The organism is Mesorhizobium sp. M0904, assembly GCF_040319475.1.
Classification (GTDB): domain Bacteria; phylum Pseudomonadota; class Alphaproteobacteria; order Rhizobiales; family Rhizobiaceae; genus Mesorhizobium.
In genome coordinates this window covers 1-26,790 of the sequence record NZ_JAMYOC010000032.1, presented here as the reverse complement: position 1 = coordinate 26,790, position 26,790 = coordinate 1, and the positions used below count along the sequence as shown (strand labels likewise).

The following is a 26,790-nucleotide window of genomic DNA, read 5'->3' as shown; positions in this document are numbered from 1 at the left end:
CACGGCCAGACCCGTCTTACGACGACGCCGTTGCGCTTCGCCGCCATCAGCTGGGTAGAGGACTTGCACCTCCAAGCTGTCGATCATGCTCGGCACACAAAAAAGGGCGGCATTGCTGCCGCCCTTTCCGCTGTAGGTTGATAGGGGGCTGGATTAGAAATCCATACCGCCCATGCCGCCCATGCCACCGCCGGGCATACCAGCCGGCATGCCGCCGCCAGCCGACTCCTTCTTCGGAGCCTCGGCGATCATAGCTTCGGTGGTGACCAGCAGGCCGGCGACCGAGGCCGCGTCCTGCAGAGCCGTGCGCACAACCTTGACCGGATCGACGATACCCATGGCGATCATGTCGCCATATTCGCCGGTCTGGGCGTTGAAGCCGAAGGTCGCGCCCTTGTTCTCAAGGATCTTGCCGGCAACGATCGATGCTTCCGCACCGGCGTTGGCCGCGATCTGGCGGGCCGGAGCCTGCAGCGCGCGACGCACGATGCTGATGCCGGCGGTCTGGTCGGAGTTAGCGCCGGTGACGGTGATGGCCAGCGAAGCGCGCAGCAGGGCGACGCCGCCGCCGGGAACGATGCCTTCTTCGACGGCGGCACGGGTCGCGTTGAGGGCGTCATCGACGCGGTCCTTCTTTTCCTTGACTTCCACTTCGGTCGCACCGCCGACGCGGATGACGGCAACGCCGCCCGCCAGCTTGGCGAGACGTTCCTGCAGCTTCTCCTTGTCGTAGTCCGAGGTGGTCTCCTCGATCTGCTGCTTGATCTGGGCGACGCGGCCCTGGATTTCTTCCTTCTTGCCGGCGCCGTCGACGATGGTGGTGTTCTCCTTGGAGATCGACACCTTCTTGGCGCGGCCGAGCATGTTGAGGCCGACATTCTCGAGCTTGATGCCGAGGTCTTCGGAAATGACCTGGCCACCGGTGAGGATGGCGATGTCTTCCAGCATGGCCTTGCGGCGATCACCGAAGCCCGGCGCCTTGACGGCAGCGATCTTCAGGCCGCCACGCAGCTTGTTGACGACCAGCGTGGCCAGGGCCTCGCCTTCGACGTCTTCCGAGATGATGACCAGCGGCTTCGAGGTCTGCACGACAGCCTCGAGGATCGGCAGCATGGCCTGCAGGTTGGAGAGCTTCTTCTCGTGGAGCAGGATGTAGGCGTCTTCCAGATCCGCAACCATCTTTTCGGCGTTGGTGACGAAGTAGGGCGAGAGATAGCCGCGGTCGAACTGCATGCCTTCAACGACTTCGAGCTCGGTCTCGGCGGTCTTGGCTTCCTCGACCGTGATGACGCCCTCATTGCCGACCTTCTGCATCGCTTCCGCGATCATCGAGCCGACCGAAACGTCGCCATTGCCGGCGATGGTGCCGACCTGGGCAACCTCTTCCGAGGTCTTGATCTTCTTGGCATTCTTGATCAGCGTCGCGACGACGTCGGCGACGGCGAGGTCGATGCCGCGCTTGAGGTCCATCGGGTTCATGCCGGCGGCAACCGACTTGTGGCCTTCCTGGACGATCGACTGTGCCAGAACGGTCGCGGTCGTAGTGCCGTCGCCGGCGATGTCATTGGTCTTCGAAGCAACTTCGCGGACCATCTGCGCGCCCATGTTTTCGAACTTGTCCTCAAGCTCGATTTCCTTGGCGACGGTGACGCCGTCCTTGGTGATGCGCGGTGCGCCGAACGACTTGTCGATGACGACGTTGCGGCCCTTGGGGCCGAGCGTGACCTTCACCGCGTCGGCGAGGATGTTGACGCCGCGCAGCATGCGCTCACGAGCGTCACGGGAGAATTTTACGTCTTTGGCAGCCATTTGTTACTCCTGGGCATTTCGCCCGAAATTCAGATTGGATGGTGCGGATGAAAGGCGGCGGCGTGTCAGCCGATGACGCCCATGATGTCCGCTTCCTTCATGATCAGAAGGTCTTCGCCGTTGAGCTTGACTTCGGTGCCCGACCACTTGCCGAACAGGATGCGGTCGCCGGCCTTGACGTCCAGCGGGACGAGCTTGCCGACCTCGTCACGGGCGCCGGAACCGACGGCGATGATCTCGCCTTCCTGCGGCTTTTCCTTCGCCGTGTCGGGGATGATGATCCCGCCGGCGGTCTTCGCTTCGGACTCGACGCGGCGAACGACCACGCGGTCATGCAGCGGCCGGAAATTCGACTTTGCCATTTTTGGATTTCCCTGGTGCGGATGTTGAACGGTTCTCCGTTGCCGGAGCGTGTTTAGCACTCACCAGAAGCGAGTGCTAACGCGGCAGTGAGATAGGCCGTAGGCTCCTGCTAGTCAAGACGGAAGAGGGACGGGCGAAGAGCAAACGAGCGTGGAAGCACCGAGCGTTTTACGTGAACGACGTCGGAGATCGGACATGGATGGGGCGGCTCACCATTTGCAACTGAAGGCTTTATTCATTTGGCACGATTGGTGCAGCGAATGATCCGCAAACGTTGCGCGCGACCGATATAATGAGAGGTGAGCGCCATCAGGATTCCTGCGTTAACCGTCCACTCGGTCTTTACGGTGTGGCCGCCGCGCGGGCGCCAGGACTCCGGCCATCCCGATAGTCACCAATCCAATCTGCGGAGAACAGGAGGCAAGATGAGAGCGACAGTCAGCACGAACTCGAATTTGAAATGTTTGGCCAAAGCAACTGCCATCGCCTTGCTCTGGACGGTTACGGCTACATCGGCGGACGAAGGTATGTGGATGCCGGGCCAGACTGCGGAAGTGTGCGCGGCCATGCGCGCGGATGGGCTCCAGATCGATCCCGCCCAGCTGGGCCGTCTAGACGCTGACCCGCTCAACGCGATCGTATCACTGGGCGGATGCTCCGCCTCGTTCGTCAGTCCACAAGGGCTGGTCGCAACCAATCATCATTGCGTGTTAGAATCCATCCAATACCACAGCAAGGAGGGCCAGGACTATCTCACAGACGGCTTTCTGGCGAAGAGCCCTGGGTGAAGAATTGCCCGCGGCGCCAGGCAGCCGCAGCTATGTGATCGAGGACATGCGGGATGTGACCGCCGAAATGCTCAAGAGCGTCTCGGACAAGCTGAACGGGTTTGCCCGCTATGAGCGGCTCGCCACGAACAAAAAGGCCCTGATCGCCGCATGTGAAGGACAGCCCATCGCCGTTGCGACGTATGGCGGCGTCTCCTACTATCTCCTCCAGAAGCTCGAAATTGAGGACGTGCGCCTCGTCTATGCGCCCGCGCTCGGCATCGGCAACTTCGGCGGCCAAACGGACAACTGGATGTGGCTGCGCCACACGGGCCACTTCGGCTTTTATCGCGCCTATGTCGCTCCTGATGGTTCCTCCCGGCCATATGCGCGCGACAATGTGCCTTACCGGCCGGAGAGTTGGCTACCCATAGCCTGTGAAGGCGTCAAGGAAGGCGACCTTGTGATGGTCGCCGGCTTTCCCGGCGCAACCCACCAGTTCCTGACCGCGGATGAAGTCCGGTTCAACTTCGCGCAATTCGAACCGCGGTTGCAGCGTTCGCTCTCGGATTATCCCGCCCAGATCAATCAGGCAACGGCAGGCAATCGCGAGGCGCAGATCCATTGACCGCCCGCTTCACAAATTGGCTCGGCCTAAAACGCATGGGAAAAGCAGAAAAGGCAACAGATCGGCACCAGAATGAATATGGCCGCGCGAACTGACAGACGCGCCAACAATCGGCATCTCGCATGGTGGCACTGGACGTGGCTCCCACCCTGCTGGCGCGACTCCCCATCAGGTCGTCGGGGTTTCGCTGGCGAAAAAAACTTCCGCGTGTCTCTGCGCGATCCATCCCGCTTGCGCGTGCCTAGTCAACCAAAAAACTGACCATCTGCAGGATCAGGATCAGCAAAAAAAAGCCAAAGGCAGACGCCAAAACAGCTGCCAGCAGGACGATGCGTTGTTTCTTCACCCACAGTTCCCCCGGGAGAGAGTCTAAGGATAATCCTTAAAAAAGGCGCCATGGAACAGGGCGCCCCACGCTCATTTGTGCGTTTAAAGTTTAGCTTGCCTGATTTATGTAATTAGACGGCTTCTTTTATGCAACACTTTTCCAAGTACTTGCACAAATCTGAACGTATCGCACATTTAGACGAACTGTACATTCGATAGCGACTTTGACGCACGCGTTTACTGGCGGTATACATCCTTCACCGTTGCCGCAAGGCATTGGCCCAGGCGCGCGGCACCTCCTTCACGACAAAGGTTGAAAGCCCGTCCTCGGGCGTTTCATTTCCAAGATCACTTCGATCCACTCATACGGGCTTCCCGAGCGAGACCGTGGGTTCGGACGGTGCGAATGAATTTCTCGTTATAATCGAATTGATTATAAGGGATATTTCTACGTTGAGTATAAAGGATGTCAAGCCCGCGCCAGCGGCAATTTTGTCCGGGCGACCTCCGTTTCGTCGAGGACATGGTGGCGGAAGCGATAAAGCTTCGCCGGCCGACCGCCGGTATCAAATGCACTTTCGCCGGTCTCCGCCACCAGTTCCTGCTGCTCCATCAACCGGCGAAAGTTCTGCTGAAGCGCCCCTGCCGATCTAATCGTCAACGCTGTCCGCGTCAGCGCATTGCCATCGGTCAGAAAGCCGACGACATTGTTGATGACGAATGTAACGATCCGCGGCTTCAGAGAGGAATGCGCGCTTCGTCCAGATGGATGGAGTGGGCTGGCAGGTCCGGGCGGCCGCGCCGTTGAGGATGCAGCATCGAGAGCCGCGCTCGCCGAGGATGACATAGGTCGAGATTCGCGCCGGAAGTCTTGCTCCATGTCTCCCACGAATCCATTGGCAGGATCCCGGCTTCTTCGCAGTGGTCAGGGTCGAGCGTTATCGAACCGTGGTAGTTGAGGTTTGCTTCGGTGACGTGCATGCCGTGCAGATTGCCGGCGACTATTTTTCGCATTGGTCCCGTTGTCCTATTCATCTCACAACGTCAGTCCTGATGTTGAGCAGCTTCGCTGGGCTAAATCCCGACGACGAGCGCCCCGCCGCTGAGTCCCGCACCTGCCGCCGCCAGGAGTATTTTCTTGCCCGGCCGAAACGGCTCCGCTTGATTGGCGAGCGACAGTGAGAGCGGGATCGTCGCGGCGGAAGAGTTGCCATAGTCGGCGATCGTCTTGACGATCAGGTGATCGGCAACGCCGAGGTTTCGCCCGACCGCATCGAAAATGCGAGCATTGGCCTGATGCGGCACGAACCGGTCGACATCCTGTGGTCGCACTCCGGCAGCGGCTAGCGCGCTTATCGAGCAATCGGTCATCATCTCGACGGCCTTTGCGAACACTTCGCGGCCGTCGGTCATCGTCATTCGGGTTTGCGCGAGGTCGAGGTCACCGTGGAACGGGATGTTGCTTCCTCCTGCGGGAATCTGGATCAGGCCGTATCGCGAGCCGTCCGAATCCACGGAGGCACCGAGAATCCCCCGATCAGTATCCTCGCACGGACCGATCACGACGGCGCCGGCGGCATCGGCAAACAGCACGGCGCTGGCGCGCTCAGAGGGATTGATGCGGCGGCTGAGGATATTGGCGGCGATAACAAGGCTCGCTTTGCCGTGCAGGCGGGTAAATCCGTCCGCAAACATCAGCGCATAGATGAAGCCGGCGCAGGCGCCGGTCAGATCGACAGCGCCGGCGCGGCCGAGCCCCAGCCGATGTGCGACCAGCGGCGCGCTGGGCGGCAGGAGGTGATCGGGCGTCGAGGTGGCAAGCAGCAGCAGACCGATGTCATGGCGCGCAATGCCGGCGCTGGCCAGCGCCATGGCGCCGGCCTGGGCAGCAAGACCAGACAGCGTGTCTTCGTCCGTTGCCCAGAAGCGCGATCGGATTCCAGTACGCCGCTCGATCCAGCCCGGTTCGAGGCCGAGATTGTTCTCGATTTCGGCATTCGTCACCTTTCGGCCAGGCGCATGATGGCCAAACCCGAGAAGGCGCGACAACCTGCTCATGGGCTCGAACCGAAGCGTTCGCCGGCCTCCTCGATCGCGTCATGGAGCCGATCGAGCTCGTCGCCGGTGACGCAATAGGGAGGCATGAGATAAAGGACATTGCCGAGCGGGCGCACAAGCAGGCCGAGCTCGAGGAAAAAGGCCCGCAGCTTAGGTCCGATCTCGGCCAGATAGCCGGCAGAGCCGGCGCGCAGGTCGAGAGCCAGGATCGTGCCGATCGCGCGGCTGTCGGTGAAGTTGGCATTGTCGCGAAAGCGTCGAAACCCGGCGGCCTGCCTCGCGCTCAGGGTGGCGATCCGCTCGGCCACCGGCTCGTCACGCCAGATCTCGACATTGGCGAGTGCTGCCGCGCAGGCAATCGGATTGGCCGTGTAGGAACTCGAGTGGAAAAACGTCTTCTTCCGGTCCTCGGAATAGTGAGCCTGGAAGATGGCATCGGTGGCGAGTGTGGCGGCCAGCGGGATTGCGCCACCGGTCAGGCCCTTCGAGGTGCACAGCATGTCCGGAGAGATGTTCGCCTGCTCGCAGGCGAACATGGTTCCGGTACGCCCCCACCCGGTCATCACCTCGTCGGCGATCAGCAGCGTGCCCGAGGCCTCAGTGATCCTCTTCAATTCGGACAGAACCGATGCCGGATACATCAGCATGCCGCCGGCGCCAAGCACCAGCGGCTCGACGATCAGCGCAGCGGCGCGCTGGTCGCGGCTGAGGGCCTCGAATCTATCCAGCGTTTCCTGTTCGCGCCCGGCGGCAGGGAAGGGAATGGTGTCGACCTCGAACAGCAAGGGTTCGTAGGCGGCGTTGAACACACCGCGGGCACCGACGCTCATCGTGCCGATCGTGTCGCCATGATAGCTGTGCTCCATGACGACGATGCGCGAGCGCGGCGCGCCGATGTTGCGGAAATAGCCGAGCGCCATCTTCAGCGCGACTTCGACGGCGGTCGAGCCGCTGTCGGAATAGAACACCCGGTCGAGGCCGGCGGGTGCGAGGTCGACAAGCGCCCTGGCCAGCCGTTCGGCCGGCTCGTGGGTGAAGCCCGCAAAGATGATCTGATCGAGGCTCGACGCGGTCGTCTCGATGGCCTTCATGATGCGGGGATGGCGGTGGCCATGGGTGACGACCCACCAGGAGGAAATGGCGTCCAGAATGCGCGCTCCGTCGGCCTTGTGGAGATAGGCCCCTTCAGTCAGCAGGATTTCAGGGGTCGAAGGCTCGAGCGCGTGCTGGGTGAAGGGATGCCACACACGGGAATGCGACATCACTCGCCTCCGGCAATCAAAGCGAGGTCGAAGCCGGCAATCATCGCTTGTCTCAGCGTTTTGTCCGTCAGCGGATCGAGGTGCGGCAGCCTGCCGAGTTGCGGCACGTCGCCGAATTCCACGATCGTCCGTTGCGTATCGGTGATCTCATCGCCGATGAAGGCGATGCCAGCCAGCGGGATAGCGCGCGCCCGCAGGGCCTCGATCGACAGCAGGGTGTGATTGATTGTTCCGAGCGCGGTGCGGGCGCACAGAATGACCGGCAACTGCCATTGCTCGAATATGTCGATGAACCTTGTCCGGCGGTTCAGCGGCACCATCAGCCCGCCGGCGCCTTCGATGACGAGCGGTGTCGGCAGGACCGGAAACGAAAGATCGGCAGCCTCGATCGAAACGTCGTCGATTTCGGCCGAACGATGCGGCGAAAGCGGGCTCTTCAAGCGGTAGGCTTCCGGCAGCACGCGCCCCGACGGCAGCCCGGCAAGTCGCGCAACCGCCTCGCTGTCGGTCTCGCCGTCGAGGCCCGATTGCACCGGCTTCCAGTAGAAACCGTCAAGCAGGCCGGCAAGCCCGGCCGAAAACACCGTCTTGCCAATTCCGGTGTCTGTTCCGGTGATGACGATGCGCTTGGTCATGTCGCCTCCGGTCATGTCTGGGCCAACACCTCGACGAGCGCCTCGACCATGGCGGAAATGTCGGCTTCGCCGATATTGAGCGTCAGTGAGATGCGCAGCCGTGACGTGCCCTCGGGCACGGTCGGCGGACGAATGCCGCGTATGTCGAAGCCGCGGGCCTGCAGGCGCGCCGACACTGCCATGGTGCGCCTGACATCGCCGATGACAAATGGCTGGATTTGCGAGCCGCTGGGCGTGACGCCGCAGCGATCGACCAATTGGCGGCCTGCGAGGGCAACGCGTTCATGTAGCTGAACACGCCGCATAGGCTCGTCGGCGAGCATTGCGAGCGCTTCGCGCGCCGCGACCGCCATCAGCGGCGATGGCGCTGTGGCGTAGATGAATGGCCGGCAACGGTTGATCAGATACTGGCACAGTGTCCTCGGCCCGGTCACGAGCCCACCAGATGCGCCGAGCGCCTTGCCGCAGGTGTGGAGCGCGACGATGTTGTCGCGGCCCTCGAAAGCGGCGGCCAGCCCCCGGCCGTCCGGTCCCCAGACGCCGGTGGCATGCGCCTCGTCAATGACGATGAATGCGTCGTGCCGATCGGCAAGCGCGACCAGGCTCTCCAAAGGCGCGCAATCGCCATCCATGCTGTAAAGGCTTTCCACCGCGATCCAGACGCATCCCATGCCGCCTTCGGCGCGCCAACGTGTGATCGCATCCTCGACAGCATCGACGTCGTGGTGCGCGGCCAGCACCAACTGTGCGCGCCCGGCCTGCGCACCCTCATGCATGCTGGCATGGGCGAGCTCATCGAGGATCAAAAGGTCGCCCTTCTGCGGCAGCGCCGTCAGCAGAGCGAAGTTGGCGATGTAGCCGCTGCCGAAGAACAGCGCGCGGTCGGCTCCAAAGAATGCCGCCGCGTCTGCCTCGAGCTGCTCGTGTTCCGGCGCATTGCCGCGCAACAGCCGCGACCCGGTGGCGCCAACCGGCGTGCCACGCGCAATCGCCGCCGCAACCGCTTCGCCAAGTCTTTTGGAGGCGGCAAGCCCGAGATAGTCGTTCGACGAGAAGTCGCGCCCGGCGCGCGGCTTCAGCGTCCGCAGCCGGTCCTTGCGCGCCAGTCCCTGCAAGGTCGCCTCATAGCGGGCAAGCGGTGCCCCGTTCATTGCGCCTCGAGTTCCATCGGCTCGATGCCAAGGCGCCGGAACAGCAGGGTATCCTTGTCCTCACCGGGATTGTCCGCCGTCAGCAGCGTGTCGCCGACGAAGATCGAGTTGGCGCCGGCAAAAAAGCACAGCGCCTGCATCTCGTCGGTCATGGCGGTGCGGCCGGCGGAAAGACGGATATGCGATTTCGGCATCATGATGCGCGCCAGCGCGATCACGCGCACGAATTCGATCGGCTCGATGGGCTTGGCGTCGGCAAGCGGGGTGCCGGCGATCGGGATCAGCATGTTGATCGGAACGCTTTGCGGATGTTCCGGCAGGTTGGCCAGCGTCACGAGCATGCCGATCCGGTCCACCGGCTCCTCGCCCATGCCGACAATGCCGCCGCAGCAGACCTTGATGCCGGATTGGCGAACGTGCTCGAGCGTCTCGAGCCGGTCGGCAAAGCTGCGCGTGCTGATGATCTCGCTATAGTAGCGTTCCGACGTATCGATGTTGTGGTTGTAGTAGTCGAGGCCCGCCTGTTTCAGACGAGAGGCTTGCGCAAGATCGAGCATGCCGAGCGTCATGCAGGTCTCCATACCGAGCGCCTTGACGCCTTCGACCATGGCCACTACCGCATCCATGTCGCGCGCCTTGGGGTTTCGCCAGGCCGCACCCATGCAATAGCGGGTGGCGCCGGCGTCACGCGCTTTCTTCGCCTCGGCGATGACGCGCCGGACCTCCATCAGCTTCGACGCCTTCAGACCGGTTTCGTGCTGCGCCGACTGGCTGCAATAGCCACAATCCTCCGGACATCCGCCTGTCTTGATGCTGAGAAGCCGGCTGAGCTGGACCTTGTTGGGATCGAAATTCTGGCGGTGCACGGTTTGCGCGAGGAAGAGGAGATTGTTGAAGGGGGCATCGTGAAGTGCCCGAGCCTTCTCCAGGGTCCACGCTCCAGAGTCAGGGGATTGAGCCTGTGGCGATGTCTGCGTTGGACTGGCTGTTTGCATGTCCATGCTGTTCCTCCGGTTCTGCCTTGCTTTGCTGTCTGATTGATGACGATCGGAAAGGACAGTTGATTCGATCCTGTTCGTTCCTCAGACAATCATGAGCCCCAATAGTCGAGGCCGATATCCAGGATCGGCGCACTGTGGGTCAGTCGGCCGACCGAAATCAGATCGACGCCGGTCGCGGCAATCGCTCGCGCTGTATCGGATGCGATCCCGCCAGAAGCCTCGGTGATAGCACGGCCGCCAACGATTGCGACGGCCCGGCGAAGATCGGCGAGGGACATGTTGTCGAGCAGAATCGCATCGGGAGCGAAGCCAAGTACCTCCTCCAACTGGGCCAGCGTATCGACCTCGACTTCGATCTTGACGAGATGACCGGCCCGTCTTCGTGCTCGCTCGAGCGCCGGGCGAACGCCGCCTGCGATGGCGATGTGGTTGTCCTTGATCAGAATTGCGTCGTCGAGGCCGAAACGGTGATTGGATCCGCCACCCGCGCGCACCGCATACTTTTCGACTGCCCTCAATCCGGGCGTCGTCTTGCGCGTGCAGACGATCTTCGCGCCATATCCACGAACCGCAGCGACGATCGATGCCGTTGCTGTAGCGATGCCGCTCAGATGGCACAAAAAATTGAGTGCCGTCCGTTCGGCTGTGAGAATGCCCCGGGCAGGGCCAACCACTGATGCAATGACCTCTCCATCCATGACATTGCAGCCGTCTGCCCGCTCCACCGAAATTTCGACATCAGGATCAATCAAGCGGAAAGCGAGCATCGCCAGATCGAGGCCGGCGACAACTCCGGACTGGCGCGCCGCCAGCACGGTTCCCGCTTGGTGTGCCTTCGGGATGATGGCCTCCGTGGTCAAGTCGCCGGCTCTGCCAAGGTCTTCAAGAAGAGCTGCCCTTACAAGCGGCTCAAGCATGACCGTGGGAAGCGGTGAGAGCGTCATCATTTTGCCCCTTCGAGGCTTGGCGAGTGTCCGAGTTCCCGCGCAGCGGCCAAGGCGGCTTCGAGGGTGATTTCGGACCGTCGGGCGACAGTCGCATGATGAGGAAAGTCTGTCCGGTAATGAGCGCCGCGGCTTTCTTCGCGCAACAGGGCGGCAACCGCGATCATTAGCCCGACAGCCGCCGGATCCGAGGCCGCGTCCTTGCTTTCGGCGAGCGGCAACAAGGCATATGCGGCTGCTTTCAGACCTTCACCATCCCGGACGATGCCGAGTGCGCGCGACAGGAAAACACGCACGGGTATCGGAGCGGGCGATGGGTGAACGTCCGCAACCGCAGGCCTTGTTCTGCGAGCAGGCGTTCCGGCGACACTTTCAGCGACCCAGCGCGCGCACACGACGGCCTCGGTCAAGGAATTGCTGGCGAGCCTGTTGGCGCCATGCAGTCCTGTCGAAGCGACTTCGCCGCAGGCCCACAGCCCCTTGACGGACGTCCTACCGGAGCCGTCCACGGCAACGCCACCCATGTGGTAGTGTTGGGCCGGACGAATGGGGATGAGATCGCGCGCGGGATTGATGCCGGCTCCACGACAGGCTGATGCAATTGTCGGGAAGTGTCGAGCAAATTCCGGGCCAGGCCGTTGCCGCGCGTCGAGAAAAACACGGTGGCCGTTGGCAAGATGGTTCCAGACGGCGCGCGCCAAGACATCACGAGGCGCAAGTTCCGCCCCTGACACGCTCTGGAGAAAAGCCTGGCCGGTTTCGTCGATCAGGGCAGCACCTTCGCCGCGGACGGCCTCGCTGACCAGCGCCATAGGGCGTTCCGGGCCGTCAAGCGCGGTCGGGTGGAACTGGATGAACTCGAGGTCGGCAAGGACAGCTCCAGCGCGGGCCGCAAGCGCCAGGCCCTGTCCGCAACTGCCCGAAGGATTGGTGGTGTCGAGAAACAGTCCCCCGATCCCACCGGTGGCGAGGACGACCCGCCGTGAGCCGAAGAAGACAGGTCCTATCGAACCGCTCGCCCAGACGCCTCGGATCGCATTCTCTCGCACCGCCAGTCGGCGCGCTTCCACGCCCTCCACGACAACAATCGACGGAGTGGAACGCACAGCCGCGATCAGGGCACGCATGATCTCACGCCCGGTGCCGTCACCATGCGCATGAACGATGCGACGTCGGCTGTGTGCGGCCTCCAATCCGAGGCACAGTGATCCTTTCGACGTACGGTCGAAGGGAACCCCAAAGCCCGCAAGCCCCTCTATCGCCTTGGGCGCGGCTTGGAGGATGCGGCTCGCCACGTCTGTGTCGCAGAGACCATCCCCGGCGGCAAGCGTATCGGCCAGGTGCAGTTCCGGATCGTCGTCTTCGCCGAAACTTGCAGCCAGACCACCCTGTGCCCACGTGCTCGAATTGTCAGCTCCCAGCAGCGTCCTGGACAGAAGCAGCACCGGCTCCGGCGCCAGTTGAAGCGCGGTCATCAGTCCGGCGATGCCGCCGCCGATGATGATCGGCCGCCCGAAGATGCTGCGGACATCGGCGCTCAAATTGCCAGCATCCGTTCGACCGCAAGCCGCGCGCGCCCGGCGATCCCGGGTTCGATGGTTACGATATGGTGGTTCTGCTCGAGCGCCATGCGGATGTTGGCAAGCGTGATCCGCTTCATGTGCGGGCACAAATTGCAGGGCCGGATGAACTCGACCTCTGGGTGCGCTAACGCGACGTTGTCGCTCATCGAACATTCCGTCATCAGCACGACACGTGCCGGCCTTTGCCTTTCGACATAGTCGGACATGGCAGCGGTCGAGCCGGAAAAATCTGCTTCAGCCACGACGTCGGGCGGGCATTCGGGATGCGCGAGCACGATCACGCCGGGATGGCTTTCGCGCAACTCGCGGATGTCGGCCGGTGTAAAGCGCTCATGCACCTCGCAATGCCCTTTCCAGGCGATGATCTGCACATCGGTCTGGGCGGCGATATTCTGGGCCAGATATTCGTCCGGCAACATGATCACCTGGGGAACGCCAAGGGATTGGACGACCGCCTTGGCGTTGCCGGATGTACAGCAGATATCCGACTCGGCTTTCACTTCGGCCGACGTGTTGACATAAGTGATGATCGGCACGCCGGGATAACGCTGGCGCATCAAGCGCACGTCTTCTGCCGTGATCGATTCCGCCAACGAACAGCCTGCCCGCAGGTCGGGAATGAGCACCGTCTTTTGCGGATTGAGCAGCTTGGCCGTTTCGGCCATGAAATGTACGCCGGCCAGCACGATGACTTGCGCCTCGATCGTCGCAGCCGTGCGGGCCAGTGCCAAGCTGTCGCCGACGATGTCGGCCACGCAATGAAAGATCTCGGGGGTCTGATAGTTGTGCGCCAGGATGATGGCGTTGCGCTCGCGCTTCAGTGCAAGGATCGCCTCGATATCCTCGACGAAAGCCGGCCATTCGATCGGCGGGATCACTCGTCGGACGCGCTCGTAGAGAAACGCGGTCGCAGGCAGCACGGCGCTCATCGACCCCTCCAGCTTATACTCTAGTTGAAAATAACCAGCATATACTTGCTGTGAGTATAAGCGATGTCAACCCCGCGCCAGCGGCAATTTTGTCCCGGCGATGACCCTCTCGTCGAGAACGGCGTGGCGGAACCGGTAAAGCTTCGCTGGCCGGCCGCCGGTCTCCGCGGTTGCCTCTCCGGTCTCTTCGACCAGCTCCTGCTGCTCGATCAGCCGGCGAAAGTTCGGCTTACGCACGAGCCTGCCGGCAAGCGCCTCCACGGTTCGCTGCAGCTGCAAAAGCGTGAAGACCGGCGGCATCAGCTCAAAGACGACCGGCCGGTATTTGATCTTGGAGCGCAGCCGCGCAATGCCGGTCGCCACGATGCGGCGATGATCGGCGACCATAGACTTGCTGGGCACCAGCGGAGGCAGCGTCGCGTCCCGTCCGCTTCCGGCCTCTTGGACCAGGCCTGCTTCGTAGACTAACTCATAGCGTTGAAGCGTGAGTTCCTCGTTCCAAAGGCGGTCGTCGAAGCCGAAGGCTATCGTCGCCCGCTGCCAGCGTTCACGTCGCGTGGCCGCGTCGCTGACGCCGTCTGCCCATTCAATCAGGCGCGGTCGCAGAACGTCCAGCACGACCGGAGGCGTGCCGGAGCGGTGGTCCTCCCATGGAAAATATTCATACCAGCTCTGCCAGCCGCACTTGGGCGAGCCAGCTGCCTGTTCCTTGCGGGTCAATGCGAGATAGCTGATGGAGATGACGCGCTGCTGGCGCTCGGCGCCGATGCGATCCCGATCCGCGAAGGTGTAGAGTTGCTCAATATACCCCAGGGGATGGCCGGTCTGCTGCTCGACCCACCCCCTCAAACCGGATTGCAGCGATCGGTGCTCAAGCGCAAATGGTCCGGAGGGAAGGGTGTCCGCCTGGCCGATGGTGAGGACACACGGTTCACTGTCGTTTACGGCGACGACAAAGGCGATCAGGTCCACTTTGACTTCGTCGGCCTTGACGGCGGCTCTGTCTTTCCTGGGTCCTTTTGCCTGATCGTCCATGTTCGCGAAAGTGGTTGGCCAGCTCGGGGGCGCCTGAATCGATTTAAGTGTAAGCGCGCCTGTCCGCACGTCAACACCGCACAGCTGCACGGCCATTTTTAGCTCTTCGCACTTGCACAAAAATGTGGCAAACGCGACACCCGCGGTTGGTAACGTTGGGGAAGGAGGGTCCATTGAGTGCGTTTGGTGACACCAAGGCGATCACACCGCCGGATATTCGTTCGCGCAAAGGTGGGACGCCGCTCGTCTGCCTTACCGCCTACACGACGCCAGTCGCCCGGCTTGTCGATCCCCATTGCGATGTGGTGCTGGTCGGCGACAGCGTCGGCATGGTTCTCCACGGCCTGCCCTCGACGCTCGGTGTGACGCTGGAGATGATGATCACGCACGGCCAGGCCGTGCGCCGTGGCCTCGAGCAGGCGCTGATGGTCGTCGACCTGCCGTTCGGTTCCTTCGAGGAAAGCCCCGAGCAGGCTTTCCGCAATGCCGCGCGCGTCATGGCCGAGACCGGCTGCGCGGCCGTCAAGCTCGAAGGCGGCGAAACGATGGCAGAGACGATCGGCTTCCTCGCCGCGCGCGGCGTGCCGGTCATGGCCCATGTCGGCTTGACGCCGCAGGCGATCAACACCATCGGTGGCTACCGCGTGCAGGGCAGAGGCGGGGATGCCGAGCGCATCAGGCGCGACGCGCTTGCGGTAAGCGAAGCGGGCGCCTTTGCGGTCGTGCTGGAGAAGGTTCCCGAGGCGCTCGCCCGCCGGATCACCGGGGAGGTGGCGACCCCGACCATTGGCATCGGTGCCTCGGCAGCCTGTGACGGCCAGATTCTCGTCGTCGACGACATGCTGGGCCTCTTCGGCGACTTCCGGCCCAAATTCGTCAAGCGCTATGCTGAAATGGGGGAGGCCGCTGCGGCTGCGATCGCGGCCTATGCGCGGGAGGTGAAGGAGCGCCAGTTTCCGGCCGCCGAGCACGTGTTTGCCGATGCGCGCAAGCCCGCCGACGCGGACGCCACCAAGAGCGGAGAAGCAGCGTGAGCGTGCCGATTGTCAGGAGCGTTGCCCAGCTTCGCGAAATTGTCGCCGCATGGCGCCGCGAGAGCGTGAGGATTGCCGTGGTGCCAACGATGGGCGTCCTGCATGAGGGCCATCTCAGCCTGGTGCGCGCGGCACTCGAGAAGGCCGACCGGGTGATCGTGACGCTCTTCGTCAACCCGAAGCAATTCAACAGCCAGGCCGATCTCGCCGCGTATCCGAGCACCGAGGACGAGGATGCCGCCAAGCTGGCACCGCTTGGCGCGCACCTGCTTTATGCGCCGGATGCAGAGGAAATGTATCCGGCGGCCTTCGCCACGACCGTTTCGGTGTCCGGTGTCAGCGAGGGCCTGTGCGGTGCCTTCCGGCCGGGACATTTTGATGGCGTGGCGACCGTCGTCGCCAAGCTCTTCCTGCAGACCAGCGCTGACTTCGGCTTCTTTGGCGAAAAGGACTTTCAGCAGCTTCAGCTAGTCAGGCGTATGGCCCGGGACCTGGATATTCCAATCACCATTGTTCCTTGTCCGACAGTCCGCGAAGCCGACGGTCTTGCACTATCATCGCGCAATGTCCGGCTCTCGCCAGCAGAGCGTGCTGTTGCCCCCGAGCTATCATCGGTCTTGCTCGAGACGGCTGAGCGGCTTGCCCGCGACTCGCCCGTCCTGCCAACGCTTGCCGAAGCGCGCGCAGCAATTCTGGCTGCGGGCTATCGCGAGGTCGAATACCTGGAACTTCGCGACGAGGCAGATCTGCGACCGATGACAAGCCTTGACCGACCTGCACGCTTGCTTGTCGCGGCCTGGCTCGGCGGTACACGTCTCATAGACAACGTCAGAATATCACGGGTTTCAACACGTTAACGGGGTTCTCGGCACGCGCTGTATCCGTCCGGGATCGTTTAAAACAAGGTCTCTGCCTGGCATCGAGCGATCACGGAGGTTACGCAAAGCGCAAATGCATCGCGTGTTTGAGAACTTCGTCGAGCAACTGTCTGCAAGTGTTGATGCTGCCGATCTCCGTGAGGCAATGGCATCCGCTGCAGCCGGCTTCGATTTTCCGCTATTCGCCTATTTCACTTACCCGTCGGCCTCCGGCGACGCCCCGCAATTGATCTCAAACTATCCTTCATCCTGGACATCACGTTATCTGCAACAGCGATACCACAGTCTTGATCCGGTCATCCTGCGCGGGCTGCAAGGCTGGGATACCTTCGATTGGGGGGTGGATCGCGCTCGGCACTGTCTGCCGAATTCGCAGCAACAAATTCTGGAGAGTGCGGCTGAGTTTGGCATCCGCGGCGGCCTGACGATGTCCATGCATGATCATCGCGGCCGGTTTGCTGCCCTGACCTTTGCTTCCGACGAGTCCCGTCCGCCTCTGTTGCGGTCACTGACACGTTACGAAAAAGCATTGCAGCTGGTGGCCATCAACTTTCATATCCATGTCCGGCGCAGGCTCGCCGACGATCGCGTGGTGGATGGTGTAACGCTCACCCCGCGGGAGTTCGAGTGCCTGAAATGGGCGGCGCGCGGCAAGTCGGCTTGGGTTATCAGCCAGCTTCTCGGCGTCTCAAAGCGCACCGTGACCTTTCATCTGGAAAACGCCAAGGCAAAGCTTGGCGTTCGAACGATCAACCAGGCCGTTGCACGACTGGCTGCCTCCGGCCAGGCGAGATCCTGATTCGTCGGCCACGATAGCTGTAAACCTCTACAGGCTGCATCGCTGCCGGCTTTGCCCTTCGATGGCGGGAACACATCCCGCACGGAGGCGACCATGATGCAGCTGATAACACCAGACCTTTACGACGAGTTCGCAAGCGAGCTCAAAGAGATGCACGGGCTCAGGTTTCGGGTGTTCAAGGAAAGGCTCGATTGGGAAGTTGATACCGAAGACCAGATGGAAACAGACCCGTTTGATGGTCTGAAGCCTGTCTATCTGCTCCTCAAGGGATCCGACTGGCGAATTCGCGGTTGCGTGCGTCTTTTGCCCAGCACCGGACCCACAATGTTGCGCGACACGTTCCCGGTGCTGCTGGGTGCTGACGTCGTGCCCTCGACCTCCGACATATGGGAGAGCAGTCGTTTCGCGCTCGATCTTCCTCCGTCGGCGCCCAAGGCAGCGGGCGGACTGGCCCAGGCAACCTACGAGCTCTTCGCGGGCATGATCGAGTTCGGCTTGGCCAAGGATCTGACCCGGATAGTAACGGTGACGGACACGCGCATGGAACGGATCCTTCGCCTCGCGACGTGGCCATTGTCGCGCATCGGACAACCCAAGTCCGTCGGCAAAACGGAGGCGGTGGCCGGGTTTCTCGAGATTTCCCGCGCGAGCCTTTTGCGCATCCGCAGCAGGGGACGTCTGAGCGGACCGGTACTGTGGCAACCGGTTCTAGGCCCGTCGGCATAGCGCCATTGTGGACACCTGAGCCGTGAAGGATGCTGGTCTGCCCAAGGAAGCGACGGTCGGTCTTGTATGCTGGCCGGACTGGCGTCGTCACGAAGCTTACCACTACGCCAGACGATTGCCACGCACTGCCTGGGCCTGGGAGTTTCTTCGGCGCAATCCACAATTTCAGCGCGACCACGCCAAAATGGCACCGTCCGCCTACATTGTCGGAGCCCAGGCCGACATGAAGATAATCGAGTTGACGACAGGATCATCTTTCCTAAGACAATGGAGCCTCCTTTTTCGCGGACGCGCCACAGTCGGACGCTACGTCGGCAAGGGTCTTTTGGGATCCGCGCGACTGCGCCCGTATTCTACGAGCGGCCGCGGAGCCGGTTGGGCTCGACCACGATTTTGAACCGCTTGATCTCCCTTCGCTCTCATGCTGCAAGGACATCCTGCTGACACCTGCCGGCGTGCAGCACGTGCTGCTGAGGGAGGACTGCCGGAGTCTGCAGATCGCCCTTTCCGGTGCATCCGTTCTCCGCCCGTTGCGGCTATATGTCGACGCGATCGTGCAGCCGCAGCACCTGAAGTTCCATGTCGCTGCCCTTCAGTTCCTGAACGACATCAATGGTTGCGGCCGCCTGGCAGCTGCTTGCTTTCCGCCGGAACCCCGCGGAGCGCGTCTGCGTATCGTGCTCCAGGCTTTGGATGGCTCGCTTGCGGGAGCATCTCATCAGGAGATCGCCATTGCCCTGTTCGGGAGACGCCGTGTCGAAGAAGATTGGTCTCATCCAGGTAGCCATCTTCGCGATCAGGTGCGTCGCGCCATCCAACGTGGCCGCTACCTGATGGGCGGCGGCTATAGACAGTTCCTGATGTAATTCGGGTGACAGCTTGGTGATTGTCTTATTCGAAAACGCGCAGGCATCAATCTCCATTTCTCACTGCTATTGTGCCTTGTACAAGACGTGACACGCGCCTCTTCCGCTGCGGGAATCGGGTTTGAGTAATACGGACCAAGCACTGAGAACCAACGTTTTCGTGATAGTGCATTCATGCCCCGAGAATCCTGATGACCGTTACGAACCCCGACAAAGCCGGCGCTGACTGAAACGGTCGCTGAACGTGCTCTGTGGCCTGCGCCGCCTGACTCTCGGTTTCGGCCATGCCGACTAACAGCGTATTGATAGGCCATCGCGGGCTAAGCTCTACCGGCGAAAGCCGCGTCAAAGCGGCAGGCAATCAGAAACTAGATCGGCGGCGACGATGATTATGATCAACGTGACGAACGTGAATCATGCCGACGGCGCCGACGTTGCCGATGATGATGATGCCGACCATGCGTCGCTGATGCTGCCTAACTACAGTGCTGTGTGATCATGCCGATCACCGCGTGACCACGAGCGGCGGCGGTTCGTGGTCAGGTGCGTGGCCGGGATGATCGCGCATGGCCGATTGTTCCTTCGTGCGGCGGGGTGTGGGCTTGCGTTCGGTCATGAGGACGTCAGGCGCAACGAGGAAGTTAGATCAGGGCCCCAAACGCGTCTTATCCATGGGGTGGATGATAGCTATCCCTACAATCAATTATACCAATATTACCCAATACTACTAGAAGATCTCCCAATGAAAGCGGCCGGATGGGTATCCGTCTCGCGTGGGCTGAAGCTGCCGGCAAGAATGGAAGACGAACATGTGCGGGATTGTTGGCATCGTTGGGCAACAGCCGGTGTCGGATCGGTTGGTCGACGCATTGAAGCGTTTGGAATATCGCGGCTATGATTCCGCCGGCGTTGCGACGATCACCGAAGGTGCCTTGCACCGCCGGCGCGCCGAGGGCAAGCTCGTCAATCTCGAGAGGAGACTGAAGGAAGAGCCGCTGAGCGGCAACATCGGCATCGGCCACACGCGTTGGGCAACCCATGGGGCCTCGACGGAACGCAATGCGCACCCGCACTTTACCGACGGTGTCGCCGTCGTCCATAACGGGATCATCGAGAATTTCACCGAGCTGAAGGACGAATTGGCGGCGGCTGGCGCCGAGTTCCAGACCGATACCGACACCGAGGTCGTCGCGCATCTCTTGGCAAGACACCGCCGGGAGGGCATGAGGCGGCAAGAGGCGATGCGTGCCATGCTGAAACGCGTCAGGGGCGCCTATGCGCTTGCCGTCCTCTTCGAAGATGATCCGTCGACCATCATGGCGGCGCGCAACGGACCACCGCTGGCGATCGGTCACGGCGACGGCGAGATGTTCCTGGGCTCCGACGCGATCGCGCTCGCTCCCTTCACCAATGAAATTACCTATCTCATCGAGGGCGACTGGGCCGTTGTCGGCAATTCGGGCGCCCATATCTTCGATTTCGACGGCCATCCCGTCGAGCGTCCGCGCCATACCTCCACGGCCGCGGCCGATCTGGCCAACAAGGGCACTCATCGCCACTTCATGGAGAAGGAAATCTACGAGCAGCCCGAAGTCATCGCCCATGCTCTCCGTCACTATAGCAACATCATAGAGAATCGCGCCGACACGGTTTCTGGCATCGATTTCGCCAGGATCCCGAGCTTGGCGATCTCGGCCTGCGGGACCGCCTATCTCGCCGGACTGATCGGAAAATACTGGTTCGAGCGCTATGCGCGCCTGACAGTTGAAATCGACGTTGCGTCCGAATTCCGTTACCGCGAGATCCCGTTGTCGCCGCAGTCGGCGGCTCTTTTCATTTCGCAGTCCGGCGAAACCGCTGATACGCTCGCATCGTTGAGGTACTGCAAGGAGCGTGGGCTGAAAATTGGCGCTATCGTCAATGCCTGCGAATCGACCATCGCTCGGGAGGCCGATGCGGTCTTCCCGATCCTTGCCGGACCGGAGATCGGCGTCGCCTCCACCAAGGCGTTTACCTGCCAGCTTGCCGTTCTAGCCGCACTCGCCATCGGCGCCGCCAGAGCCCGCGGGACCGTAACCGAAGACGAGCTGCAGGCGCTCGTCAGGAGCCTCGCCGAAGTGCCGCGCGTCATGGGCCAGGTACTCAACAGCATCCAGCCGGAGATCGAGTTCCTGTCGCGCGAACTGTCAAAGTGTCGTGACGTCCTGTATCTCGGCCGTGGCACCAGTTTCCCGCTAGCGATGGAAGGTGCGCTGAAGCTCAAGGAGATTTCCTACATCCATGCCGAGGGCTATGCGGCGGGTGAATTGAAGCACGGTCCGATCGCATTGATAGACGACAACATGCCAGTGATCGTCATCGCGCCCCATGATCGCTTTTTCGACAAGACCGTCTCCAACATGCAGGAAGTGGCTGCCCGTGGAGGGCGGATTATCCTCATCACCGATGAAAAAGGGGCAGCCGCATCGAAACTCGACACCATGCACACGCTCGTGCTGCCGGCTGTCGACGAGATTATCGCGCCGATGATCTTCTCGCTGCCGATACAGCTTCTTGCCTACCACACGGCGCTCTTCATGGGCACAGATGTAGACCAGCCGCGCAATCTCGCAAAATCGGTCACGGTCGAATGATTGTGAACCTTTATAGGTGGCGATGCTTGTCCATCTTCGCTGCATCGGCGGTGGAAATTGGTCGGAGGTATCAGCGTCCGCGAGGCTGGGTGGACGGTGCCGCGAATAGCCACTGGAGGCGTCAGTGAGAGTTCGAGTTGCTGTTCAAGAAAGCCATCGGGGAGAATGAGTCGTGTAAGATCGCAGGTCGAATGCGCTACAGCCGATCAGGCCATCTCATGGCGGGCAGGTTCTTAGAACTTGATCAGAAGCAGGTGAGCCGCCATATTCCGACCCGGCTGCCAATTTCAAGTGGCCCATTCCATGGATGAGGCCGGTCCGGCCGAATGGACGTCCATTTTTTTGATTTGCTGGGTGTGCGCCAGGGTCGGGGAGGAAATCTCCCGATTTGTCAGGCGCTCCCATCTTCTTGGAGATGTTTATGAAGGATTCGCGCATTCCCGAGCCAGTCTTGACGGCTATGTCGCAGGGGACCCACATCATCCGCGCTTATCGTGAGCACCTTGGGTATTCAATCGAGGACCTCGCGGTCGCGTGCGGGCTTGCCGCTCAGGAAATCCAAAACATCGAGCGGGGTCTAAAGTACAATAAGGGCTATCGGAATCGGATAGCGAGATCGCTGTCCATACCTGTGGGAATTCTTGAGGCAGAGTCGGACATATCGGACGCCGCCTGATCAGTCGGATAATCTGCAATGGGTGGAAGACCGCTCTTGTGATGTGACGTTTGCGGCTGATAGTCGTCGCTTGATTCCGTTGGACGCGAATGCCTTCTGGCGCAGTACCGCCAAGAGAATTCTCGTCCACTGTCCGAGTCAGGAACTGCACACGGGCTCGCCGAACAGGAAGTTGGAACGCTTCGTCATGCTGTCTTAGGCGATATAGCCGCCCGGAGTGCTGCGACACGTGCACGATAGCATTGGCTCGCGAGGATGGATTGCTAACGGCGAACCCATGCTGGTTGGCAAGGCGATACTGGCTGGAGCATCAACTCGGCCGACGAGAGTGGCCCCCCATCCTAGGCAGGATCGGCCGACATGGCCGGCATCGCGAGCCGCTCTGAAAAGAGCACAGCGGGCATCCAGACGCTGCCGGGTTGACTATGGGTGTCGGAACCGCAAAAAGGGGCCGCTCTTCATGAGTGGCGTGCGCCGGCAGTCTAACCCCAAGCCCCCCGCCAGGCTGCCGGCGCGCTTCTAGCCGCCTTGATGCACGGCGATAAGCTTTTGACGGCCTGAAGCGACGTTGTGGTCGCCGTTGCGGTGCTTTTCCACGCGCCTCGTCAGGCGCCGGGATTGCTCCGTCGTGATGGCAGGCGGGGGTTTGCAGGTTGCGGTCGACGGGTTCGTTTCGGGGCGTCTGCCCCCATCGTATGTCGCGAGTTGGGGGATGCGATCGAGGACGATGCGCAGGATGCGCTGGTCGGGGCACGATGTCGGCAGGTGCAGGCGGATTTGCGATTTCATCTCGACCACCCGCGCAGCGATTTTGATGAGGCGCAATCGCAGCGTGTCGAATTGGGCGACGGCAAAGCTCGAGCGCCTCGGCATCGCGGCCCGCAAGCCCCACATCAACCAGTAAGCACCGGCATGCAGGAATAGCCGGAACTGGTTGGCCGTCGCTCTGGTGCAGGATGTGCGGTCGGCGGCAAGATGCGTCTTCCACGACTTGATGTGGTTCTCGGCCGCGCCGCGCCGGCAGTAGACATCCTCGTAGAGCGCCTTGGCCTTCCCACCGGCAAGGTTGGTGACGACGAAGCGATATCGCCACCTTGGGCGCCGACCTCGACCCGCGCGATGATGCGCTCGACGCGGCTCCAACTAGCGGCGCCGTCAACGAACTCCTTGAACCTGCGGACCTTGCCTGTCTTGGCCGACGCTTCGAAGCGCGCCGTCGTGCTGGCCTCCAGATCCGCGACATGCTTGCGCAGGGTCGTGGTGGGCGCGAGGCCAAAGATGAAGTCGACGTCGTTGGCGCGGCACCAGTCGGCGGGTTGCAATAATGGCTATCGCCGCGGAGCAGGATTCGAATGTTCGGCCAGTTGATCCGGATCGCCCGCACCAGACGGCGCAGGTGGGGGCGGATCTCAGCCCCACTCGGCCGCTTGGCCGGTCGCAGGATCGCGCTGACGAACCGTCCCGCACCATCGAACACGACGATCGGCTGGAAGCCGTACTCGTCATGGTGGGCATTGAACAGGCGAAGCTGTTGGCCTCCGTGCACAGCGTCGAAGGTGTCGTCAATGTCGAGTACGATCCGCTTCGGCACCTGCCGGAACGAGGCGCAATAGAGATCGACCATCGCCCGTCCCATCGCGACCAGCTCCCGCACGCCGGGTAGGTTCTCCAGCCGGCACAGCGTCGATTGCGACGCCAGATCCCGACCCGACGGCAGCGCATCCTGGGCCATCTTGAAGACCGGATCGCGGCGCAGCCGGTTGGCGTCGTTGCCGTCCTCGTAGCCGGCGGCGATCATCTTCATGCGAAAGCCGATCATGTCCGCCAGGCTGTGGACGACCTGGTCCGGGCAGCGCGGATCGTCGATGCAACGCGCCAGACGCTCGGCCACCCGCAACCGCTTTTCCACCTCGGCCAAGGCCAGAACGCCGCTGTTGGACGACAGCATGCCGCCGTCGAAACGGGCGACGACGGACTTGCCGCCGACTGATGACAAACCGCTCAGCGGCAGCGCAAGATCGTTCATGGTGGGTGTGGTCTCCGGGAAATGGTTCGGATCGGCTTAAGCAACCAAATCCTACGTCATTTCAACGGCTTGCGCCACATCCACCAACCCCCATGAATTTGGTTAGGTTGATGCGGCGTGCCGCCGCCGTGAGGCCGCGCTCGCTCAGCAGCGCGTCGAGAACGACGAGAAGATTCAGATCGAGCCCTTTGAAACGCATGTCTTAGCTATCCATAGCGTGGATGCATTTGATTGAAACAAACGATTTTACCAATTTTCCGGAATGTCGCATGGACTTGGCAGGACCTCACGTGCGCCGATCACTGCCTCTATCGCGTGGCGAGTCCCTTGAGAAGAGCCCGAAAGAGGAAATCTGTCGCATGCGGTGGAGATTGTACTGGGAATGAGAGGCAGCGCTCCGATCATGTCGAACTCTCCGACGAATGGCGGACCGGTACAATAGTTGATCGCAACTGGTCCGGAGCTATGAAACATCTCGATTACATATGAGGTGCCGAGTGAATACGCTGACAGCACCCACCGTCGCAGCGTTTAGCTGACGTTTGACGACGGTTCCTATCCATTTACACGCAGATTCTTGATGTGCTGGCGCAAAAGCGGGAGGCCGGCGACTTTTCTTCGTCATCGGGCTGACGCCGCAGAAGCCGGAACTCGTCCGGTTCCTATGGGCATTGGGCTTGGTCGGTCGCACAGGCTCTATGAGGGGCAATTTTGGCAACGCGACGCGACTCGGGTTTTGAACGACGCCGAAAACGCAAGCTGGAAAGGAACAAGATGGCAGATCAACTCGCCAACGAAATAATCGCCATTATCAAGAAGCGCGCCGCGTCGGAGGGCGGCATAGCGCCTGCCACAGGCGGCGAGATAACGGCTGCCACGGGACTGACTTCGCTCGGTATCGATTCACTGGGATTGGCGGACGTTCTCTGGGACCTGGAGCAGGCCTACGGCATCCAGATCGAGATGAATACGGCCGAGGCATGGTCGGATCTCCAGAATGTTGGGGACATGGTGGAAGCCGTGCGCAGCTTGCTCGCTAAGGGGGTGTGAATGGATAGGCGCGTCGTGATTACTGGGATTGGCGGTATTTGCGGGCTTGGGACCAACGCCGCCGCCATTTGGACAGAGATGCGAGAAGGCCGCTCCGCCATCGGCCCAATCGTCAACTCCGAGCTCCATGAATTGAGGGTCAGGATCGGTGCCGAGATCAAGGCGCTGCCGGAGCATGACATCGACGGCAAGCAACTCATCTCCATGGACCGCTTCAGCCTGCTCGCTGTGCTTGCGGCGCGCGAAGCCATGCGTCAGGCCGGACTTTCCTCCAAAGAGGGAAATAGCTATCGCTTCGGTGCGACGGTGGGCGTTGGCGGCTGCGGGTGGGATGCGATCGAGCAAACCTACCGCGCCATCCTTCTGGGCGGTAAGCGTGCCGCTCTCTTGACTGTACCCAAGGCGATGCCGGGTGCCGCTGCCGGCCAGGTCAGCATGAGTCTTGGTCTGCGCGGGCCGGTCTTCGGCGTCACGTCCGCCTGTTCCTCGGCAAACCATGCGATTGCCTGCGCGGTGGACCAGATCAGGCTCGGCCGGGCCGACGTGATGCTTGCCGGCGGCAGCGAAGCGCCGCTCATATGGGGTGTGCTGAAGGCATGGGAAGCGATCCGCGTGCTTTCGCCCGATACTTGCCGGCCATTCTCGGCCGATCGCCAGGGCCTGTCGCTTGGTGAAGGCGCCGGCATGGCGGTGCTGGAAAGCTACGAGCATGCCCTGGCTCGGGGCGCCACCATCCTTGCCGAAATTGCCGGTGCCGGCCTTTCCGCCGATGCGTCCGACATCGTCGCGCCGACTGTCGAGGGGCCGGAGGCAGCAATGCGGGCCTGCCTTGCCGATGCCAGGCTGGACGCCGAGGATGTCGACTATCTCAACGCGCACGGCACCGGCACCAAGGCCAACGACCAGATCGAGACGGCGGCGATCAAGCGCGTCTTCGGTCAGCACGCCTTCTCAATGTCCATTTCTTCTACCAAGTCCATGCACGCGCATTGCCTCGGCGCGTCCGGCGCGCTCGAGTTGATCGCCTGCGTGATGGCTATCCGCGAGAGCGTCGTGCCGCCGACTGCCAATTATCGTGAGCTGGACCCCGATTGCGATCTCGACGTCACGCCCAATGTGGCACGCGAGCGCAAGGTGCGCGTGGCACTGAGCAACTCCTTCGCCTTTGGCGGCACGAACGCGGTTCTGGCGTTCAGGCAGGTGTAGAAGCCATGAGAGATGCCTCCGGCAACATTATCTCTCGCATCCAGATGCTTGCCGGATAACTATTGTGAAGGGCGGGTCATTGACCGCCTCGGCGAATGCGGGAAGTGGCAGCGGAAGCTCGACGATCCGGGGGTATCGTCTTTGCGAAATTCTTAACTGTTGAAGCGGCTTGGACGTACCGCCGCCCCGTAAAAGGTAAGCGAGGCCCTGCGGGCTCGGCTTGAGGGTCTGAAGCTGTACACGACAATGTCTGGAAGCCGCAGGGTCGGCTCTGCGCCCGTTATAGTCGCCTGAGTGCTGCCGGCCCGGCCGCGCCGCGGGCGCCGTCAACGAACTCCTTGAACCTGCGGACCTTGCCTGTCTTGGCCGACGCTTCGAAGCGCGCCGTCGTGCTGGCCTCCAGA

Annotated in this window: 24 protein-coding genes and 4 pseudogenes; 12 read left to right on the top strand and 16 right to left on the bottom strand. The window is 61.8% G+C overall.

From position 1 onward, the window contains the following. Nucleotides 1-153: 153 nt before the first annotated feature. A complete protein-coding gene (groL, locus tag NKH80_RS27200) occupies nucleotides 154-1,809 on the bottom strand; it encodes a chaperonin GroEL (protein ID WP_352994758.1) in 1,656 nt (551 codons plus the stop codon). Between the two features lie 65 nt (nucleotides 1,810-1,874). After that, the gene (groES, locus tag NKH80_RS27195; RefSeq protein WP_352458515.1) at nucleotides 1,875-2,171 is read right to left on the bottom strand and encodes a co-chaperone GroES; all 297 of its coding nucleotides are present in this window, start codon (nucleotides 2,169-2,171) and stop codon (nucleotides 1,875-1,877) included. A gap of 426 nt (nucleotides 2,172-2,597) precedes the next feature. Between groES and NKH80_RS27190 the strand changes: the two genes are divergently transcribed. Continuing rightward, on the top strand, nucleotides 2,598-2,960 hold the full coding sequence (locus NKH80_RS27190) for a S46 family peptidase (RefSeq protein WP_352707389.1): 363 nt from the start codon (nucleotides 2,598-2,600) through the stop codon (nucleotides 2,958-2,960). 34 nt (nucleotides 2,961-2,994) lie between these two features. Further along, entirely contained in the window at nucleotides 2,995-3,567 is a 573-nt protein-coding gene (locus NKH80_RS27185) for a S46 family peptidase (protein WP_352503074.1), read from the top strand. A gap of 796 nt (nucleotides 3,568-4,363) precedes the next feature. On the opposite strand, the gene NKH80_RS27180 is transcribed toward NKH80_RS27185, so the two are convergent. The 11 genes and pseudogenes from NKH80_RS27180 to NKH80_RS27130 all read right to left on the bottom strand — a co-directional run bounded on the left by NKH80_RS27180 (nucleotide 4,364) and on the right by NKH80_RS27130 (nucleotide 14,492). Beyond that, on the bottom strand, nucleotides 4,364-4,555 hold the full coding sequence (locus tag NKH80_RS27180; RefSeq protein ID WP_352750776.1) for an NrtR DNA-binding winged helix domain-containing protein: 192 nt from the start codon (nucleotides 4,553-4,555) through the stop codon (nucleotides 4,364-4,366). Between the two features lie 45 nt (nucleotides 4,556-4,600). Next, nucleotides 4,601-4,908: pseudogene (locus NKH80_RS27175) on the bottom strand (aspartate 1-decarboxylase); the annotation flags it as partial. A gap of 60 nt (nucleotides 4,909-4,968) precedes the next feature. After that, entirely contained in the window at nucleotides 4,969-5,952 is a 984-nt protein-coding gene (gene bioZ, locus NKH80_RS27170) for a 3-oxopimeloyl-[acyl-carrier-protein] synthase BioZ (protein ID WP_352885142.1), read from the bottom strand. Continuing rightward, the gene (locus NKH80_RS27165; protein WP_352994755.1) at nucleotides 5,949-7,214 is read right to left on the bottom strand and encodes an adenosylmethionine--8-amino-7-oxononanoate transaminase; all 1,266 of its coding nucleotides are present in this window, start codon (nucleotides 7,212-7,214) and stop codon (nucleotides 5,949-5,951) included. Before NKH80_RS27165 ends, bioZ begins: the two co-directional genes overlap by 4 nt. Then, complete coding sequence (gene bioD, locus NKH80_RS27160) at nucleotides 7,214-7,849, bottom strand: dethiobiotin synthase (RefSeq protein WP_352972410.1); 636 nt, start codon at nucleotides 7,847-7,849, stop codon at nucleotides 7,214-7,216. The genes NKH80_RS27165 and bioD overlap by 1 nt, the downstream gene beginning before the upstream one ends. Before the next feature lie 11 nt (nucleotides 7,850-7,860). Further along, nucleotides 7,861-9,000 carry an 8-amino-7-oxononanoate synthase gene (locus NKH80_RS27155; RefSeq protein WP_352503071.1) on the bottom strand — a complete coding sequence of 380 codons (1,140 nt, stop codon included), beginning with the start codon at nucleotides 8,998-9,000 and terminating at the stop codon, nucleotides 7,861-7,863. Further along, nucleotides 8,997-9,995: a biotin synthase BioB gene (gene bioB, locus NKH80_RS27150; RefSeq protein WP_352972412.1), complete on the bottom strand. Its 999-nt coding sequence runs from the start codon at nucleotides 9,993-9,995 to the stop codon at nucleotides 8,997-8,999. Before bioB ends, NKH80_RS27155 begins: the two co-directional genes overlap by 4 nt. A 95-nt stretch (nucleotides 9,996-10,090) precedes the next feature. Further along, a complete protein-coding gene (gene nadC, locus NKH80_RS27145) occupies nucleotides 10,091-10,945 on the bottom strand; it encodes a carboxylating nicotinate-nucleotide diphosphorylase (protein ID WP_352503117.1) in 855 nt (284 codons plus the stop codon). Beyond that, nucleotides 10,945-12,486, bottom strand: a complete 1,542-nt coding sequence (locus tag NKH80_RS27140) for an L-aspartate oxidase (RefSeq protein WP_352610563.1) — start codon at nucleotides 12,484-12,486, stop codon at nucleotides 10,945-10,947. The genes nadC and NKH80_RS27140 overlap by 1 nt, the downstream gene beginning before the upstream one ends. Then, complete coding sequence (gene nadA, locus NKH80_RS27135) at nucleotides 12,483-13,457, bottom strand: quinolinate synthase NadA (RefSeq protein ID WP_352610560.1); 975 nt, start codon at nucleotides 13,455-13,457, stop codon at nucleotides 12,483-12,485. Before nadA ends, NKH80_RS27140 begins: the two co-directional genes overlap by 4 nt. 66 nt (nucleotides 13,458-13,523) lie before the next feature. Then, the gene (locus NKH80_RS27130) at nucleotides 13,524-14,492 is read right to left on the bottom strand and encodes an NUDIX hydrolase (protein WP_023722073.1); all 969 of its coding nucleotides are present in this window, start codon (nucleotides 14,490-14,492) and stop codon (nucleotides 13,524-13,526) included. A 173-nt stretch (nucleotides 14,493-14,665) separates the two neighbouring features. Between NKH80_RS27130 and panB the strand changes: the two genes are divergently transcribed. The 8 genes from panB to NKH80_RS27090 all read left to right on the top strand — a co-directional run bounded on the left by panB (nucleotide 14,666) and on the right by NKH80_RS27090 (nucleotide 22,104). Continuing rightward, the gene (gene panB / locus NKH80_RS27125; protein ID WP_352496588.1) at nucleotides 14,666-15,526 is read left to right on the top strand and encodes a 3-methyl-2-oxobutanoate hydroxymethyltransferase; all 861 of its coding nucleotides are present in this window, start codon (nucleotides 14,666-14,668) and stop codon (nucleotides 15,524-15,526) included. Next, entirely contained in the window at nucleotides 15,523-16,383 is an 861-nt protein-coding gene (gene panC / locus NKH80_RS27120; protein WP_352994748.1) for a pantoate--beta-alanine ligase, read from the top strand. Before panB ends, panC begins: the two co-directional genes overlap by 4 nt. A 94-nt stretch (nucleotides 16,384-16,477) precedes the next feature. After that, a complete protein-coding gene (locus NKH80_RS27115) occupies nucleotides 16,478-17,203 on the top strand; it encodes a LuxR family transcriptional regulator (RefSeq protein WP_352496586.1) in 726 nt (241 codons plus the stop codon). Between the two features lie 93 nt (nucleotides 17,204-17,296). Continuing rightward, the gene (locus NKH80_RS27110; protein ID WP_352496585.1) at nucleotides 17,297-17,929 is read left to right on the top strand and encodes an acyl-homoserine-lactone synthase; all 633 of its coding nucleotides are present in this window, start codon (nucleotides 17,297-17,299) and stop codon (nucleotides 17,927-17,929) included. A gap of 22 nt (nucleotides 17,930-17,951) precedes the next feature. Then, nucleotides 17,952-18,326: a transcriptional regulator domain-containing protein gene (locus NKH80_RS27105; protein WP_352496584.1), complete on the top strand. Its 375-nt coding sequence runs from the start codon at nucleotides 17,952-17,954 to the stop codon at nucleotides 18,324-18,326. A gap of 58 nt (nucleotides 18,327-18,384) precedes the next feature. Then, on the top strand, nucleotides 18,385-18,795 hold the full coding sequence (locus NKH80_RS27100) for a DNA -binding domain-containing protein (RefSeq protein WP_084643024.1): 411 nt from the start codon (nucleotides 18,385-18,387) through the stop codon (nucleotides 18,793-18,795). A gap of 809 nt (nucleotides 18,796-19,604) precedes the next feature. Then, nucleotides 19,605-21,428: a glutamine--fructose-6-phosphate transaminase (isomerizing) gene (glmS, locus tag NKH80_RS27095; RefSeq protein ID WP_352610861.1), complete on the top strand. Its 1,824-nt coding sequence runs from the start codon at nucleotides 19,605-19,607 to the stop codon at nucleotides 21,426-21,428. Nucleotides 21,429-21,843: 415 nt separating this feature from the next. Further along, nucleotides 21,844-22,104 carry a helix-turn-helix domain-containing protein gene (locus NKH80_RS27090; protein ID WP_352496595.1) on the top strand — a complete coding sequence of 87 codons (261 nt, stop codon included), beginning with the start codon at nucleotides 21,844-21,846 and terminating at the stop codon, nucleotides 22,102-22,104. A 702-nt stretch (nucleotides 22,105-22,806) separates the two neighbouring features. On the opposite strand, the pseudogene NKH80_RS27085 reads toward NKH80_RS27090, so the two are convergent. Continuing rightward, a pseudogene (locus NKH80_RS27085) lies at nucleotides 22,807-24,130 on the bottom strand (IS1380 family transposase); the annotation flags it as partial. A 97-nt stretch (nucleotides 24,131-24,227) separates the two neighbouring features. Beyond that, nucleotides 24,228-24,329 (bottom strand): annotated as a pseudogene (locus NKH80_RS27080) (LysR family transcriptional regulator); the annotation flags it as partial. A gap of 575 nt (nucleotides 24,330-24,904) precedes the next feature. Here NKH80_RS27080 and NKH80_RS27075 point away from each other — a divergent pair. Beyond that, nucleotides 24,905-25,180, top strand: a complete 276-nt coding sequence (locus tag NKH80_RS27075) for an acyl carrier protein (protein WP_352458906.1) — start codon at nucleotides 24,905-24,907, stop codon at nucleotides 25,178-25,180. Continuing rightward, a complete protein-coding gene (locus tag NKH80_RS27070; RefSeq protein ID WP_352453892.1) occupies nucleotides 25,181-26,386 on the top strand; it encodes a beta-ketoacyl-[acyl-carrier-protein] synthase family protein in 1,206 nt (401 codons plus the stop codon). Here the strand turns inward: NKH80_RS27070 and NKH80_RS27065 are convergent. Beyond that, nucleotides 26,373-26,537: pseudogene (locus tag NKH80_RS27065) on the bottom strand (LysR family transcriptional regulator); the annotation flags it as partial. The gene NKH80_RS27070 and the pseudogene NKH80_RS27065 sit on opposite strands and share 14 nt — an antisense overlap. Between the last annotated feature and the right edge of the window lie 253 nt (nucleotides 26,538-26,790).